General features: G+C 57.8%; 14 protein-coding genes and 1 pseudogene. 6 read left to right on the top strand and 9 right to left on the bottom strand.

What is annotated here, in order from left to right; genetic code table 11:
• Positions 1–919: 919 nt before the first annotated feature.
• The 3 genes from AA309_RS15655 to AA309_RS15645 all read right to left on the bottom strand — a co-directional run bounded on the left by AA309_RS15655 (position 920) and on the right by AA309_RS15645 (position 3,658).
• Positions 920–1,195 carry a hypothetical protein gene (locus AA309_RS15655; protein ID WP_047189967.1) on the bottom strand — a complete coding sequence of 92 codons (276 nt, stop codon included), beginning with the start codon at positions 1,193–1,195 and terminating at the stop codon, positions 920–922.
• A gap of 290 nt (positions 1,196–1,485) precedes the next feature.
• Positions 1,486–2,028, bottom strand: a complete 543-nt coding sequence (locus AA309_RS15650; RefSeq protein WP_244470376.1) for a response regulator transcription factor — start codon at positions 2,026–2,028, stop codon at positions 1,486–1,488.
• Positions 1,994–3,658 carry a sensor histidine kinase gene (locus tag AA309_RS15645; RefSeq protein ID WP_160310475.1) on the bottom strand — a complete coding sequence of 555 codons (1,665 nt, stop codon included), beginning with the start codon at positions 3,656–3,658 and terminating at the stop codon, positions 1,994–1,996. Before AA309_RS15645 ends, AA309_RS15650 begins: the two co-directional genes overlap by 35 nt.
• A gap of 155 nt (positions 3,659–3,813) precedes the next feature.
• Here AA309_RS15645 and AA309_RS15640 point away from each other — a divergent pair, with 155 nt between their 5' ends.
• Together AA309_RS15640 and AA309_RS15635 are read left to right on the top strand one after the other, a co-directional pair.
• Positions 3,814–4,998 (top strand): efflux RND transporter periplasmic adaptor subunit, encoded by a 1,185-nt coding sequence (locus AA309_RS15640; RefSeq protein ID WP_150117591.1) that lies wholly within the window; start codon positions 3,814–3,816, stop codon positions 4,996–4,998.
• The gene (locus AA309_RS15635) at positions 4,995–8,090 is read left to right on the top strand and encodes an efflux RND transporter permease subunit (RefSeq protein ID WP_047189964.1); all 3,096 of its coding nucleotides are present in this window, start codon (positions 4,995–4,997) and stop codon (positions 8,088–8,090) included. The genes AA309_RS15640 and AA309_RS15635 overlap by 4 nt, the downstream gene beginning before the upstream one ends.
• Positions 8,091–9,125: 1,035 nt before the next feature.
• Here AA309_RS15635 and AA309_RS37725 read toward each other — a convergent pair.
• Positions 9,126–9,305 carry a hypothetical protein gene (locus AA309_RS37725; RefSeq protein ID WP_047189962.1) on the bottom strand — a complete coding sequence of 60 codons (180 nt, stop codon included), beginning with the start codon at positions 9,303–9,305 and terminating at the stop codon, positions 9,126–9,128.
• An 88-nt stretch (positions 9,306–9,393) separates the two neighbouring features.
• Here AA309_RS37725 and AA309_RS37720 point away from each other — a divergent pair, with 88 nt between their 5' ends.
• Together AA309_RS37720 and AA309_RS15615 are read left to right on the top strand one after the other, a co-directional pair.
• Positions 9,394–9,684 (top strand): hypothetical protein, encoded by a 291-nt coding sequence (locus AA309_RS37720; protein ID WP_047189961.1) that lies wholly within the window; start codon positions 9,394–9,396, stop codon positions 9,682–9,684.
• 360 nt (positions 9,685–10,044) lie between these two features.
• Positions 10,045–10,458: a response regulator gene (locus AA309_RS15615; protein WP_047189960.1), complete on the top strand. Its 414-nt coding sequence runs from the start codon at positions 10,045–10,047 to the stop codon at positions 10,456–10,458.
• A 1,336-nt stretch (positions 10,459–11,794) separates the two neighbouring features.
• Here the strand turns inward: AA309_RS15615 and AA309_RS15605 are convergent.
• Positions 11,795–13,111: a family 1 glycosylhydrolase gene (locus AA309_RS15605; protein ID WP_047189959.1), complete on the bottom strand. Its 1,317-nt coding sequence runs from the start codon at positions 13,109–13,111 to the stop codon at positions 11,795–11,797.
• Positions 13,112–13,311: 200 nt separating this feature from the next.
• Positions 13,312–13,527, bottom strand: coding sequence for a hypothetical protein (locus AA309_RS15600; protein WP_047189958.1), 216 nt, complete (start codon positions 13,525–13,527; stop codon positions 13,312–13,314).
• 1 nt (position 13,528) lies between these two features.
• Here AA309_RS15600 and AA309_RS15595 point away from each other — a divergent pair.
• Positions 13,529–14,622, top strand: a pseudogene (locus AA309_RS15595) (MFS transporter).
• Between the two features lie 586 nt (positions 14,623–15,208).
• Entirely contained in the window at positions 15,209–15,421 is a 213-nt protein-coding gene (locus AA309_RS15585) for a hypothetical protein (RefSeq protein ID WP_047189956.1), read from the top strand.
• Positions 15,422–15,606: 185 nt separating this feature from the next.
• On the opposite strand, the gene AA309_RS15580 is transcribed toward AA309_RS15585, so the two are convergent.
• The 3 genes from AA309_RS15580 to AA309_RS36105 form a co-directional block, all read right to left on the bottom strand.
• Positions 15,607–15,801 (bottom strand): hypothetical protein, encoded by a 195-nt coding sequence (locus tag AA309_RS15580; protein WP_047189955.1) that lies wholly within the window; start codon positions 15,799–15,801, stop codon positions 15,607–15,609.
• 233 nt (positions 15,802–16,034) lie between these two features.
• Complete coding sequence (locus AA309_RS15575; RefSeq protein ID WP_047189954.1) at positions 16,035–16,244, bottom strand: hypothetical protein; 210 nt, start codon at positions 16,242–16,244, stop codon at positions 16,035–16,037.
• 170 nt (positions 16,245–16,414) lie between these two features.
• Positions 16,415–16,600: hypothetical protein (locus AA309_RS36105; RefSeq protein WP_210166514.1), on the bottom strand; the 186-nt coding region annotated here is incomplete at its 5' end.

Genomic DNA, 16,600 nt, shown 5'->3' with positions numbered 1-16,600 from the left:
TGGTCCTTCCTTCGAGCCGCTCGTCCTCTTCTTCATGGTTGCTGTCGCTTTCTTCACGGTTGTTGTCACTCGCCGTCACTTGAGGATCGCTGGCCGGCACCGGCTACCACCGCATTCGGAACGCCGCTGATTCTTTGCTTTGCCTGCGAGAGTTCGAGAGGCTCCACACGAACTCTCTTTCGGTAGCACGCTCTCCATACATCTGATCAGTTGGGGTACGGATTGCGCTGCATTGCGCTCAGGATTATTTCAACTGCTGCAGCCAGTTCCTCCTCGCCAAGACCGAAGCATCCATAACCGTCGATCGTGGCTCTGCTGCTACAGGAGAAGATCTCAAGCCACAAAGTTGGCATTGGTGAAGACGCATGTTTCAGGGGCAATGCCGTGAGTTGAACCTTTACGCCCCCGAACGGTCCAAGCGCCATTGTTCGAGAGCCATCCTCCTCGCGTTCAGTCATTGCAAGCTGGATATAGCCTTGGATTAGTGCTCGCCAGACTCGGTCGTATTCACTACCGGCGAGGATATTAACTGGAGAGTGCTCATGGGGTCGTGACATCTTCCTGACCTGCCAAAAAGGTTCGGGCGGAGTGCTGGCAACCTTCGTAGCGAGAGACTCGACATTAGCATTCTCAAGATCGATCTTGGGGAATCCGCTTGTTCGACCGATCTGACCATCGCCTCAACGCCGACATCTCTCTTGGTGAGACCTTCAGCACAGTTTTTCGGCGCATAGCACCTGATTCGCGGTAAATCAGTTAGCGCCAAAATCACTGCTCGTGCACCAGATTGATCCCTCACTTTTGCTGTGCCTCCACCGGAATGATCGGTGAAGGCTGCAGTGTTTGCGCTGCCCCAGCCTTTTAGCCAAGGCGATGAGCGGATCTTAATGCATAGCGCTCATTCCAATCAGTGTGAGGCCTAGTAGGACAGCCCTTGCATCTCGCGGTAGTAACGCAGGTTCGGATAGCCGGAGGCCGTGCACCAGGATGTCCCTTGCTCACAGGATGGCCACCGCTCAGAGTGGGCATAAGGCGCCGTAGCTGGCATTCCGAACAAGCGGTCGGCGTTCGCAGCCAGAGTGCGGTTGGGCGGGACTTCATTGATTTCTCGATGAGAGAAGGGTGCTGCTTGTGCCATCGTGGATGCAACGACGAGTGCGATAGCGGTAAGAGGGATGAATCGAAGCGAACGCATGGGAAATCTCCTTTGATTGCTGCGTCGAACGGCGCGAGAAGGAGCATCCGTGCCGTCTGCAGAATAGATTGTCCTTTTTCTGCGTTGCGTCAGCCTGCGAGATATGACAGTCGTTCAATCGATGGACAGGCTAGGGCGTCCGGGTCACGCACTGTTCTGGTGAATCTATTGGGGGCAGGACTACCCAGAATACTTCCAGGCCGCACTTCTCGTCCTGGCACAGTCATCGCCTGTATCATGATTTACATCACGCGGCGCAGCCACGACGGTGGGCAAACTGCAAAGATCGGCTACCCAGTGATTAGACGATGTGCAATGGCCTTGGCGACGGCTTGGGTGCGATTGATGACATCCAATCTCTTCATGGCCTGATCGCAGTGAAAATTTACCGTTCGCTCGCGGATTCCCAATATGATTGCGATCTCGGATGAGGTCTTGCCGCGACCAACCCAGGTCAAAACCTCACGCTCCCGATCCGTCAGATGAATATCGGATTCCGGCCCGAGCCGACCATGCCTGCGCCGCAACCGGTTCTCGATCACGGCACCGAGTATCTCGAAATCGATCGGCTTAGTCAGATAATCGTCGGCGCCGAGTTTCCGCCCGACCAGTTCGCTGTCCCGATCACCAAGCGCTGTTAAGAAGACGAACGGGATCTCAGCAAAATCGGGACCGGCCGCAGCAACCTTCTCCAGGACTTCGAAGCCACCCATGCGCGGCATGCGTACATCACAGATGACTAGATCGGGCCGCGTTGAGAGAATAGTGGCTAGGCCCTGCTCACCATCTGGCGCGTGATTAACTGTGTAGCCGAGCTCGTTCAGGGCTTCCACCAGAAGGCTCGCTGTCTCTTCGTCGTCCTCGATACACAAGATCCTGCTCAATGACATCCTCCAGGAGTGATGGCTCTGTATCCTGCATAGGCAAAGACACTGTCATCCGCGTACCTCGACCGACTTCACTGTCAATGCGAAGGCTGCCCCCGTGTTGACGAACGATCAGGTCTACAAGGTGCAGCCCGACTCCCGTACCAGGTATGGAGCCGACATTGCTGCCGCGGTAGAACCGCTCACGGACCCGATCGATCTCATCTGGAGGTATGCCGAGTCCGTGATCCTCAACCGTAATCTCGACGGAAGCGTCCGCTGACTTCGCCCTCAGCGTAACAATACCACCTTCCGGCGAGTATTTGAAGGCGTTCGCGATCAAGTTGCTGAAGGCATAGTAGAGAAGCTCCGGATCGCCAGTGATCTCCTTAGGAAGATTGCCGATCTCCTCTTCAAGTGTATCACCCATACCGATCTCACAGTAATAGCGCCGGAGATCGCGTAGCATTCCAGCGAGATCAAAGCGGCGTGCCCGAGGCTGGAGCTGACCGCTCGCCATCTCCATAGCACCGGTAAGGCTGACCACAAGGCTTGTCATCCGGAAGACTGCAGCCCTGATCTTGTGCGCGCGATCAGCAATCTGGCTCGGGGTAGCCTGGTCCTTGGTTGCAAGGAGCCGCTGTGCGTTGCCGTCGATGCTGGTAAGCGGAGTGCGGAACTCATGCGACATTGTCGTTATAAAGTTGCGCTGTTCGGCCGCAAGTGCCCGCTCCTTCTCAAGCGAACCAGTCAGAATATCGGCCTGTTTCGCAAGACTCTTGCGCGATTCCAGAAGCTCGATCGTGTTTCGCCGGAAGACAGCGAGCGAGCGTGCCACGTCTCCGATCTCGTCTCGCCGACTCTCGAATGGAACCGAGAAACTTGTGTCGTGGGAAGCAAGGCGCCGCATAAGCCCAGCAAGGTCGAGGAGGGGGCGCGAAAATGAAGCCCACAGATAGAAGATGAGGGCTACAAAGAGGACAAGCATCGCAAGGATCAGGTCGGATATGAAACGCTGAGCTCGCGTAATCGCTTCGGCCGCGGTCTTGCGTGCTGCGTCCGCCTTGGTCTCGGTGAGATCAATCAGGCGGCGAAGACTATCAGCAGCCTCTTTGAAGCTGAAGTGCGCGCTCCCCTTGAAGAGAGCAGCTGCCTCATCTGTCTGTCCGCGTTGAGCTAACGATACGATTGTTCGCGCATGCTGATCATGGTCAGCCCAGTTTCTGAGAAAGCTGTCAAACGCCGGAGTTTCGTCGGTATCGTGCGGTATCGAGCGATAGCGTCCAATGTCCTGCGCGATCGCACTGAGAGACCGCTGCATATCCTCTGAACTAGTCCAGCCCGACGCATCGCGGCGAAGCAGAGCCTCGGCTTCCTCCGACCGGACCGTGGCAATGTGACGACTCAACGTCCCGAGAAGCCGGACCGAGTCGAGCCAGCGGTTTTGGACCTCCCCAGAGACTGCGTCCACATGGGCAAGCCGATCCAGGCTCAGAACCCGCACAGTGACAACAGCCAAGACAAAAAAGGCTGCGAGCAGGGCAAGCTTGGCCGGTAACGAATTTCGCAGAAACAGTAAAGAACGCCACGATCGCATGATCCGCTCCGCTTGGAGCCATTGCATCACGCCTTGACTCCACACATCTATTTTACCTGACCAGCCACAGCCGAGTCCCTGTCAGATTTCGCAGCCTGACATCGTATCAGGGCCGTCTGATCTTCTTGTGTACGCACGAGGGTCAGGAGGCAGCCGTGCACAGGAATGCTCGTTCGGCAAAACGGCGGCTTCTGGAGCGCACCATAGAACTCGTTCTCGGGGGGGCCGCCGCAGCGATCGTGTTAGGCCCGCTATGGCTGCGTACTGGAGCGGCCAAGCCGATGCCTGCCCAGCAGCCCGCACCAGCCGTTCCTGTCCAGACGGCTAGCATCAAGCCGCAGAGGGTCGAGCTTACGCACACAGCCCTAGGGACGGTGCAGGCCTGGAACACGGCGACGATTACCCCGCAGGTGTCGGGTCAAGCAATCGAACTTCCGTTCAAAGAGGGTAGCATCGTCCATGCAGGCGACATCTTGGTGCGCATCGATCCAAGGCCGTTCCAGGCGGCGCTTGATCAGGCCAAGGCAAAGAAGGCTCAAGATGACGCCAATCTTGCTGCAGCACAAAAGAACCTCTCGCGAGACCAGGCGCTTTTAACCAAGGGGGGCTTCGCAACTCAGCAAACCGTCGACAACGAGCAGGCGCAGGTCGAAGCGAACAAAGCCATAATTGCGGGAGATCAGGCTGCCACTGAGACGGCTCAACTCAATCTGGATTTTGCGACGATCAAGGCGCCGCTCACAGGTGTTATTGGTCTGGACAACATAAGCCCAGGCAACGTTGTTGCGCCGAACACTCATATTGTCACGATCACCCAAATCGAGCCAATCGCCGTTGATTTCACCCTTCCGCAGGCCGACTTGGGCGAATTGCAGACTGCCGTCGCTCACGGAACTCCGCCCGTCCTCGCCTTTGATCAGGACGGCAAGACGCTGCTGGCACGCGGGAGCCTCGAAGTCATCAACAACGAGGTCGACTCGACTAGTGGCACGATCATGCTCAAGGCACGCTTCGACAACAAGGACCACAAGCTCTGGCCAGGCGCTTTCGTCCAGATCCGGGTCGTCACTAAGGTAGAGCCAAATGCCATAGTCGTGCCATCGCAGGCCGTCCAGCACGGCCCGAACGGACCTTATGTCTGGATTGTCTCCGGTGACCAGACTACGCAGCCGCAGCCGGTTGAGCTCGGGCAGATCATGAACGATCGAACCGTTGTTGCTGATGGGCTTTCAAATGGAGATCGGATCGTCGTCGCGGGTCAATATCGTCTCACGCAGGGAACTCGCGTGAGCGAGACTGACCCCTCGCGGGTTGCACAGATCAAGGAAAACCGGCCATGAATCTATCCGCCCCGTTCATCGGACGGCCGGTCGCCACATCGCTGCTGATGCTGGCAATCGCCGCTCTCGGCTTGGCAGTCTACCCGCTGCTTCCGGTTGCACCCCTACCGACGGTGGACTTCCCCACGATCCAGGTTTCAGCCTCGCTGCCGGGCGCAAGCCCCGAAGTCATGGCGTCTGCAGTTGCAACGCCGCTCGAAAAGCAGATCGGCATCATTCCCGGCGTGACGCAGCTCACCTCGTACAGCAGTCTCGGCAGCACGCAGATCACTGTCCAGTTCGACTTGAACCGGAATATCGATGCGGCCGCTCAGGACGTGCAATCAGCCATCGCCGCTGCGGCGGGCCAGCTTCCGAGGAACCTGCCGAACCCACCGACTTATCGAAAGGTCAATCCGGCCGACTCGCCAATCCTCGTGCTCGGCGTCCGCTCGGATACGCTCCCGATCACGCAGGTCGATGATTACGCGGAGAACAATCTCGCCCTGCAGATCTCCCAGATTCCGGGCGTCGCGCAAGTCTCGATCGGGGGGCAACAGCAGCCGGCGGTGCGCGTTCAGATCGACCCTGCGAAGTTGAGCGAGAAGGGGCTTACGCTCGACGATGTGCGCGGCGTTATCGCCGAGGCAAGTGTCAATGCCGCCAAGGGCAGTATACGTGGCCCGATGCAGAGCTTCTCCATCTACGACAACGATCAGCTGACGCAAGCTGCTCCCTACAACGACCTGATCATCGCCTATAGGAACGGCGCTCCAATCCGCATCCGCGATGTCGGTCAGGCGGTCGAAGGTCCCGCAGACACGACCTTGGCCGCCTGGATCAACGGTCAGCGCGCCATCGCACTGACCGTCTTCAAGGAACCTGGCGCCAACGTGATCAATACGGTCGACCGCATCAGAGCCGAGCTACCACGCATGCGCGCCAACATTCCGCCAAGCGTCGATGTCACGGCGGCTATCGACCGTACGACTACCATCCGCGCCTCGGTCAGCGATGTGCAGTTCACACTGGTCCTGACGATGGGGCTCGTGATAGCGGTGATCTTCGTGTTTTTGCGCAACCTACGCTCGACGATTATTCCGGGTGTTGCCGTACCGCTCTCTATCGTCGGTACCTTCGCGGTTATGTACGCACTGGGTTACAGCCTTGACAACCTGTCACTCATGGGATTGACCATCGCGGTCGGATTCGTGGTCGACGATGCCATCGTGGTGCTCGAGAACATCGAGAGGCATATGGAAGTAGGCCTACCTCCTCTCCAAGCCGCGCTAAAGGGCGCCGGCGAGATCGGCTTCACGGTGCTCTCGATCAGCCTGTCGCTGGTTGCTGTGTTTATCCCGCTGCTGCTCATGGGCGGCATCGTCGGACGTCTTCTCCGTGAGTTCGCCGTGACAGTCACCATCTCGATCCTGGTGTCGGTCATCGTTTCACTGACGCTGACTCCCTTGTTGGCCAGCCGGTTCCTGAAGCCGAAACGTCCCTCGACAGAGCAGAACCGCCTCTACCAGACGAGCGAGCGTGCCTTCGAGGCGCTGATCCGCGGCTACAGAGGATCCCTGAACATGGTGTTGCGCCACCAGGGGCCGACGCTGCTCACCTTCTTAGCAACGATTGCGGCCACTACCTGGCTCTTTATCATGATTCCGAAGGGTTTCTTCCCGATCCAGGACACAGGATTCATCATTGGGCAGGCGCAGGCAGCGCCGGATGTCTCTCCCGGCGAGATGGCCAATCTGCAGCAACAACTAGCTGCCATCGTCTCCAAGGATCCAGATGTCGCGCAGGCGGTTTCGATCGTCGGCGGCAATCGTACGGTCAACCAAGGACTAATCTATGCCAGCCTGAAGCCCGTCGACCAAGGCCGTGCCAATGCGATGGAGATCGTGAATCGCCTGCGGCCGAAGCTTGCTCAGGTGCCGGGTGCACAACTCATTATGCAGCCTGCGCAGGACCTTACGGTGGGAGGCCGCCAGTCAAAAGGCTTGTTCCAGTACACACTTCAGGGGCAGGATTACAACGAGCTGAGCACATGGTCGCAGAAGCTTCTCGCAAGGCTCCAGAATGTGCCGCAGATCACCGATCTGACGACCGATCAGGTCGCAAATGGGCCGACCGTCACTCTCACGATCAATCGTGACACCGCTGCGCGCTTAGGCATTCAGCCAGCTGCTATCGACTCCGTCCTGGCGGATGCCTTCAGCCAGCAGCAGGTCACGCAGTTTTTTACACAGCAGAACACCTACAAGGTCATTCTCGAGGTCCCGCCCGACCAGCAAGGCACAATCGATACGCTCTCCAAGCTTTACGTGCACTCCCCCGTGAGTGGCCAGGCGGTTCCGCTGTTGACACTCGTATCGGTCGACACGAAGCCAGTCTCGCCGTTGGTATTCACGCACCAGGGCAGTTTCCCCGCTGTGACATTCTCGTTCAATCTAGCGCGTGGCGCTGCGCTCAGCGACGCGGTGAATGCGATTCAGACAGCCGGGGACGATATTGGCCTACCTAGATCCATAGTGGGCAGCTTCCAAGGCAACGCGCAGGCTTTTCAAGACTCGCTGACGACCGAGCCCCTCCTTATCGCGGCGGCGCTGTTCGTGATATACGTACTGCTCGGCGTTCTCTACGAAAGCTACATTCATCCGGTAACCATCCTGTCGACTTTGCCCTCAGCGGGACTCGGTGCGCTCCTGATGCTGTTCGTGTTCCATATGGAATTCACGATCATTAGCCTGATTGGCATTATTCTGCTCATCGGCATCGTAAAGAAAAACGGTATCATGATGGTGGACTTCGCACTCCAGGCCGAACGCGAAGAGGGATTGTCACCCGTTGATGCGATCCGCAAAGCCAGCCTGCTGCGCTTCCGCCCCATCCTGATGACGACTGCTTGCGCCATCCTAGGGGGATTGCCACTCATGCTGACGCACGGGACGGGATCGGAGTTGCGCCAACCGCTTGGCTACGCGATCGTTGGCGGGCTTGCCTTGAGCCAGATCCTGACCCTCTACACGACGCCTGTCATCTACCTTGCTCTCGACCGGCTGCGAGCACACCCGATCCGCCAGGAGCATGGCGTTGCTCCGGCAGAGTAGATCAACTCGTATCCGCTATCGTGGCGCAAATTCTGGAAATTAGCTTGTATGCCCTTGTATTTTGGTATGCCGAAAGTGTTGATCATATCGGCGGGTTCTCAGGTGTCCTCGCCGGGCTTGTAGCAGGCGCAGTTCTGGGTGCTACCATCCGAGTTGGCCATAACGGCTAATATTGACGGGGCTGTCCCGATACTTCATGGAGGCACTCCGGTTACGCCCGCGTTCGTGTCTTGGCCCGATCAGAATAGCTGGCGTTCATCAATATCGTCTCCCTGAGTAATTGAGCCAAGCCGGCGAGTGCTTGCGTGAGCGGGCCTTGGCCGGACTGAGCCGTGGGCATGAATGAGCCAAGGGCATGAATTCCGTTGCCCTTGGCTAGGATGGTAGTACGACTGTTAGTCGTCCTGCTCGACGGGGGCCTGTGTCTGCGCACTGCAGGCGCTGGGCCGAGACGGGAATGCGACGGTCCGGCCGCTGTCATCGTACGGTGGGGTTTGCCCGCAACCGGATGATGCACTACGCGGTTTCGGGCCCGATCAACGAAGTACGGGGAGCCGCACGTGGCAGAGGGATACTCCTACGTGTAGGATGGATAGCCATAGCTGCACCTGACATACGGATAACCATAGATGTAGCACGAGGAGTTGTAGTCGAACTCGAGGTCGAAGCGGTCATGGGCGCCGCGCACATAGCGACGTCTGGACAGTTCATGCCTGAGATCGCGGCCGACAATATCGTGTAGGACAATGCCACCGCTAATTTCCCGGCGGACATCTCTAACGCCGCCACCAAAGCTGCGACCTAACTCTCCAACAGGACTGCCGGTGCTCTTGTTCTTCCGGATTTTGCAAGGTCTTGGCGGTGGCGGCATGGTGCCGATCTCGCAGGCGATCCTCGCCGACGCTTCCTGCCTGAGAAGCGCGGCCAGGGCTTCGCAATGTTCGGGGTTGCGGTCGTGGTGCGCCCATTGTGGAACCGGCCCTCGGTGGTTGGCTTTCTGACAAATATTCGTGACACTGGTGCTTTCTGATCAACTCACCGGTGGGCATCTTCGCGATCCCGCTTGTCGCTCTGATCCTGCAGGCGTCTGAGGCGGTGGTTGAGGAGCGCAGGCGGCTGAAGCAGCAAGGCTTTCGCATCGGCATCATCGGGTTTCTCCTCGTCGCGTACCTCATTCCGCTTCGGGCTGCCGCTGATCTTTATTCCAATGACCATAGCAGCCTATGCGGGCCTCCCACCTGAAAAGACCGATCAGGCTTCCGTGCTAATTAATGTCGCGCGCAATGTTGGTGGATCGATTGGGATGTCACTTGCACAGAACGTGCTGGCGCATAGGGAGCAGTTTCGCCAGAGCCGGCTCGTCGAAAACGCGAGCCCGTCTAACGTTCAGTACCAAGAGGCACTTCGGCAGGCGACGGAGTATTTCGTAGCTCACGGGAGCCCCATGATCCAAGCCCAACAGCAGGCCTTCGCCTGGATCGGCCAACAGGTGCAAACCCAGGCGACATTTCTGGCTTATGTCGATGTCTTCTGGATCCTAACTCTGGCCTCCGCCGCTTGCATTCATCCTACGCAGCGCCAAGCCCAAGGCTAGCGCCTCGGCTGCGCACTAGCACTACAGTTGCATCTGCACATCTATCCGGCATCCTTTCAGGCTGGACGGGGCTGACGAGGTCGAGCGTCGCTGATGCCAGAATGGGTTGTAGAACACCGCATCTGCCATGACAGTCTTCCTGGTGGACAGGCCGAGGTTTCAGTTCCGGGCCGGCGTCTATAACCATCGTGCTGTCGCATGAAACCAAAGTATAGATATCCCAAACGTACTCAGTAGTCCCCACTCCCACCTAGATGATCACGGTCCAATGGTAAGCCATGCTACCTTTGGACCGTTCGATGATGGAGCTCAATCTAGAAATAAGGAACGAGCCATCGTTGGCACACTTCGGAGGTCATCATGAGTGCGGCTCAGTCACAAAGGATTCTTATTGCTGACGATAACGCGATTTTCCGGGAGACAATCGCGGAACGGTTGCGCGCTCAGGGTCACGAAGTGGTCACCGCAGAGACGGGAGAAAGAGCCTTTTTAATCCTGCGCGAATGGTGTCACTCCATCGACTGGCTTTACACACGTGCCGCTCTACCCCGTCTGATCGACGGCTGGATTCTTGCTGACGAGTACCATGATACGCACAAGAATAGGCCAGTGATACTGTCCGGCACTGAGGCCCGCGTGTCCTCAAGAGGTGATGTTGTCCTGAAGCAGCCGACACCCACTGCTGCACTTGAGGCCATTCGTCAGGCTCTTGCTGTCGGGAAGGTCGCAATCTCTACCGAACCAGAATCTGTTGGTGTGCGGCAGGCAGCTTAACGCCACATTTCAGAACTCGCTGATACCTTCGCCATCAGCCTATATCCTGGACGCTTGTGCAATGTTGAAGAACAATCATTCCACCGGTCTGAAAGGAGCGCAGGGTCTAATGCACGGCAGAGAGCCCGAACCAAACCCCGAGGAGATAGGGCCCGAGCCCCCAGGTTGCGATCCAGAGTGCCGACCCGACAGCATTGGCCGGAATGAACCGCACGAGTGGCATGAGCACCGCACCAGTGGCCAACCGTTCAGTTGTCGCAGAACAATGACGAACCGCGCTACCAGGATCAACCAGAAGCCATACCTTCGGATCTGATCCACCACAAACTCGAAATGTTCTGCTGTCAACCCGATGCTTGGGCCGAAGCGCATGAGCACTGGCTGGCCGACGAACCGCCCGACCAAGTAGCCGGTGCCATCTCCCAGCACGGCGCCTGACCAACTCGCTGCAAGCACTGCGGCAATCGGCAAGTCGCCCAGGACAGCGAGCACGCTAGCGGCAATGAGCGCGCGCTCACGTGGCAGTGGCGCTGCGAAGGATTCGAAGTAGATGATCACGAACAAGGCAAGGGAGCCGTGAGCGGCAACGCTGGATTCGACAAGGGAAAGTTCAATTGAAATCACGTCTATAGTAGAGCCAAGTCTCCATTCAGCCTCTGTACGACGCATAAGGCATCTAGCAATACTGTCAGATTGCGCAGGCTGACGTGCAGGGAAAAGCGTCTTATCTTCTGATTTGCGATACCGCATGGGCTTCGCGGTGTTGCACTCTCTAGGGTGATTCTCCCTGACTTGGACTGCTGGCATCAGCGGCCCTATTCCCGCGACAAAATTGCGTCAATCTCAATCGTCTAGGAAGGGAGCCATACGTTGAACGGCTCTGAGGTTCGTCGAAGTACCATCTGATGCTGAAGTCTACCGGCTCCAGCCCTCGGCCTGTGGGATCTGCAGTTTCTTCAAATGCATAGTGTATCGTACAGAAGGTCGGACCGAAACCGGATCTTGCTTCTGGCAGCCGATCCAGATGTGCCTCCGTGACTGCCGGTGACCGTGACGAGTGCGAGACTGGATGAGAGCAATCGATCAGGATCGTCAGGAACTCCTGCGCCGCTATCCTCATCTCCCTTCGCCCCGTGCATCATGGGCACCTTCACGGCCCGGCGAGAGGCTGTGGTATAATATGAGACTCGATTGCGTGGTACCCGTGGGGCTTACTGGGCCTGTTTGCGGCAATATCCTGATGGTGTTCTCATGGAACCCTTCAGCCAATACCTACTGAGCAGGATCACCACGCCACATGGAGGAGCCTGCCCGGATGGAATTCTGTCCTTCTCAATCATCCTGCACGGTCTGCTATCATCTGTCCGGCAGACGCTCCTTGGCGTAGACCCCGGGCCTTCTCCACCTGTGATGCTGTATGTGCGCTGTCGAACTGACTCGGCCGGATGACCGGCACCGTCAGGCACACGCTCTGCGTCGGCAGGACCCGCTTCCAACGCTGGATCAACTGCTGATAAGCCACGCCTACAGGTCGCATGTTGCGGTCGAGATCGCAGAGGCCCAGTGGGTTTACGTGGCCGTTCTCTCCGCACAATGCGGTGTCCCAGTCGATCTGATCAGTCAACGAATACCAAGTGAAACCGACGATTGGTATACCGCTGTTGCGAACCCGCAGAACGTTTGCCCATTCCTTGCGGAGCCAAATGACGGCTTCTTCGCCCGTTACGCCTTCGGCAAGGTTCGTCTCCGTGTGCATAATCGGGATACGGTAACGGTTGTAGTATTGTCGAGTGATCTCGGCATACCCGAAAATCTCTCCCGACGCCCAGGTTCGCCCGTCCGGTGCAATCCGGTGTTCGTTCGTAAGATAGTAGTCATTTCCCATAATGCAGTGCTGCCGCAGCTGGTAGTTGAGGAAAAAATGGTACTCCTCGCGCGTCATCCCGTTGTCCATGAGAAACTCGTACATTTCGGAATCCACACGCCGGCCATAGTTGAGGTCGAGGGACAGAAAGCGCCTTGAGTTCATGATCTCGGCGGGTTTGATGGCGTCAGGCTCATCAGCATGGAAGTACTCGGTAGATTCGCTTTGGATGAAGATCGCATCAGGGCGAACATCGAGGATCGCCGCCATGGCCAGCACGTTGGCTTTAACGATGTGTTTGAGTGCTGTTACGAATGCCAGGTCACTCGCGAGTTGCTCATTCCACCACCCATATGCAGCGGAGAATGTAGCACAAATGAACATTTCATTGACTGGCGTATAGAGTTGCACCCACGGAAAGCGCTGTGCGAAGGATCTCGCATACCTAGCGAAGAGCTCAGGGAAATCAGAGTTCTGGAAGTTCCCGACCCAGTCTGGTACACCGAAGTGACAGAGGTCGGCGATTGGCACCATGTCGAGTGCATTGAGCATTCCGAAGGTTTCGTCCGGAAAGCTCCAGTCATACCGACTGGGGCCGAGCCACACATGGTGGATTGGCGGGCCGTAGCGCAAATAGCGGATACCGAGATCCTGAACAAGTTTGAAGTCCTCCCGCCAATGTTTGTAGTGGCCGCACTTCTCCATCTCGTCGACACGGACGCTCCCATTCTTAATGGTCGGGTAGCTGCTCTCGATACCGGTTGCGAACATAAACCAAGGCGCTGTCATTGTGCGCCTCCGAGTTCGATCATACGAAGACGATGCATTGTGTCGTCTCTTATCCACAAGCGTGGCCGATAGACCAATTTAGTATGCATCACGCCCGAATTTTCCTCTGGCCCCATTTGCCGCTGCCGTGACGCGTGGGAGACTCTCATAGACCATTGGACGTTCCGCGCGGGGATAGCGAGCCAGCGAGATAGCCCTCGTCACTGGGGAGCCTGTTTAATCCGCTCTGTGTCATAGGTATCTTGCAGGACATTTGCATCAACTTCAGCCTGCGAGATCTGACAGGGGATCGACGCACTGGTTCGCACTAGATTGATGCCGGTGACGTAGCGCCCGATCAACCCTGCGGTCGCGCCCGGCGCTTGCGTGCTGGCAGAAACGGAGAACTGCATCCGAAGCATCAGGAAGGAGAACATGATCGGACCAGTCGCGGATCTCCGGTCCCTCACGCCGCAGCAGCGCAATGTCGTCGTGGCGACATCTCTCGCATGGACCCTTGATGCACTCGATTTCTTCCTGCTGGTGTTTGTTCTCAAAGACATTGCGCAGGCCTTTTCGACGGACCTCAAGGCTGTCAGCATTGCCATCCTGCTGTCCCTTGGGATTCGGCCGCTCGGGGTGACCATGGGCGGTGAGTAGGGTGTTGGCGCCTCGCTCACCATGGAGTCGATCCCGGCGGGGACCGGCGGGACGGTATCAGGGCTCCTCCAGGCCGGCTACCCAAGCGGGTATCTGCTGGCGGCGCTCGCTTACGCAACCCTTTATCCTCATATCGGTTGGCGCGGGATGTTGATGCTCGGCGCGCTTCCGGCGCTCCTCATTCTCTTCATCCGCCGGAACGTCCCAGAATCTCCACTCTTCTCCGCCGATGCGTCCAGACCAAGGCGCTCCTTCCGCGACGTGCTGCGTCAGTAGGCTCGTGATTCACGCACTGTTGCTGATGACGGCCTTCAACTTCCTGAGCCATGGAACGCAGGATCTCTACCCCACCTTCCTTCAGGTTCAGCGCAAGCTGGATGCACGAACCGTCAGGTGGATCGCGATCGTCTACAATATCGGGGACATCATCGGCGGCATTGTCTGCGGCGTGCTGTCCGAACGATTCTGGCGACGATCTGTCATCGCTGTTGCGACCTTATGCGTGCTGCCGATGATCCCGTTGTGGTCTCTGTCAACCACGCCACTGATGCTAGGTTTGGGAGCATTCCTGATGCAGATCGCCGTGCAGGGCGCCTGGGGCGTCGTGCCGGCGCATCTGAACGAACTGTCGCCTCCGGATGCCCGAGGGACGTTTCCGGGTCTTGTCTACCAGCTTGGGAACTTCCTCGCCGCCAGCAATGCGACGCTGCAAGCCTCCGTTGCGGCCGCGCATCGCCGGCCTGGCAGCCATTGTCGTCGCGGTGCTCGTGATGTTCGGGCGGGAAACGCGTGCGGCTGACCTGCGGGGGACATCCCTGGCGCCCTGGCTCGAACGTGACAGTGACAGCATTGCGGCCAAGTCCCAGGTTTAGATCCATGATGTTAGCCGCAACGGATTCACTCCCGAGCTCTGCCGATCGCGATTGACATCCCCTGCCCTGCAGGCTGCACGTGCTCGGAGGGTGGATTGCAGGACAGTGTTGCTCATAAGCTCCGAAATGACTCACTCATGCTCTTCTCGGACCGTCGACCAAGTAGCTGCGTGATACGACAGCACTAGAGTCCCTTATACATACTGTACCAGCCCCGTCCTCGGTGAAGGCTCTAAAGCGAACCGTCTACGATGTCGAGGAGTTCAGGAAAGCCCGAAATCCCTAATTCTCGGACATCGCCGCGCGGTATCCTAAGCCTTGGCCTTCACTTAACTCTCAGGGCCGACCTTGGGCGGCATGTTTGGTGAACTTATCGCGGCTAGTGCCTGAGATCTTCGAACCTGCCCCGGTGCGGCTGCCCCGTTAGGCAAGTCAGCTCGGCCGACAGGGACCAATCTAGAGAGCTCCGGCTGAGGAGCTCCTCGGGCATGCCCCCCTCAATCTTGTGTGCCTTGGCGCGCGCCCTTTCCAGCCCCGAAAATGCCACGGTACGCTTCCTTACTATGCTCCCTGATGGAGTTAACATATGCGCGCCATCCTCGCACTCCTTTGCCTGTTTTGCAGCTCGCCCGACGATGTCGCGGCGGAAGGTTACGATACTGCGCAGGGATCAAAGGTTGGGAAGTATCGGGTTCTCCTCGCCGACCTGGCATCCTCGAGAACAGCCTTAGAGACCAAGGCACCAATCGATCTGCCTGAAGACGTGAAGGAAGCAATTGAGGCTTGGACGCAAGGCTAGGGAACGAGTGACTGTGCAACTGGACGAGATCCTGATTCCGGTGAGTCTTGGCCTAATTCGCCTGCGGTGCTCATCGGATGCCAGTGCGGTCACTATGCCGGGGACCTTCCGACTTCGTCGGCTGGCGCCTGCATTGCTCAAGGAGTGACTAGGAGCTATTGCCGTTCTGAGGCGGTCATGCAGAGTTATGCATGCCTAAGGCGGAGAATGGTATCGAACGCAGCCAGCTTCGCCTTGCGCGAGTTCTCATGTCTGCGGCGCGCCCATGTTTCAGCGCCGGTTGTCTCATCCGTGATGACGCCGCTCCAAACCTCATTTCTCTTGAAGATCGTAATCCGGTAGCCCTCGTACCAGAGCGTCCAGTTGCCTTTCGCAGTCACCTTCCAATGGCGTCGATCTGGAAAGGGGGCACGCTGCCGGGTGGCATTTTTTCATTCGCCGCTCGCGCGCCTCCGCACGAGCAACATCACTTCCCATTCGCCCGACTGGCCAATATTGCGCAGACAGGTGACGTAACGCCGTGCAAAGCAGATGTTGCATGGCCCCCTACTAGCAGAAAGGGCAGGGAAATCCCTGCCCTCAACGCTCAATCCTATAGCCGTAGGCGGTCGCGTCAGTACGGCGATTCCGGGAAGTAGTAATCTTTGGCATTCTCCTTGGTGATCAAAGGACTTCCCAGCACCCACCGGCCGCTGACAGGTGCGCCTGTCGCAAACTTCATGGCCGTCGCGCCGATCGCAGGAATGATCAGGGTTGGCGGATAGAAGATGTCTGCATCGATCAACTTGTCACCGTCCGTGATCTTCTTGATCACCTTGTTCATACCGGAGCCGCCAAGGACGACCACCGCAGGTCAGCAGCCGCGAAGAGGTGCGGGAGGCCCACCAAGCTCAGCAGGAGGGGCGCAAACGCCAGCGAGTTGGCGTCTGAGCGACCGCGCCGAGGCAAGTGCCAGCTGTTATTTGTTTCTCCCTGCCTGCCTTGCCGAAGGTTTCAATTCGGCAGGGCCTTTTTCAATGGGTATCGAGGTCCTGTAAAGGTCTGGTTTTCAGTCTTGATCCCCTGCTGCCGCGGCAGATGTGAAGAGCCGCACCGAACCAAGCCGTTCGGGTTGGGCAAGCTGCAGTTGAATGCAGAGGGTTGGTTCCGGTCTCTTGGCCCGAGCAGCAAAATTCCGCA

The sequence above is a fragment of the Microvirga vignae genome (assembly GCF_001017175.1).
GTDB classification, from domain to species: Bacteria; Pseudomonadota; Alphaproteobacteria; order Rhizobiales; family Beijerinckiaceae; genus Microvirga; species Microvirga vignae.
The sequence above is the reverse complement of the archived record's forward strand: the minus strand, read 5'-3'. Positions and strand labels throughout refer to the sequence as shown.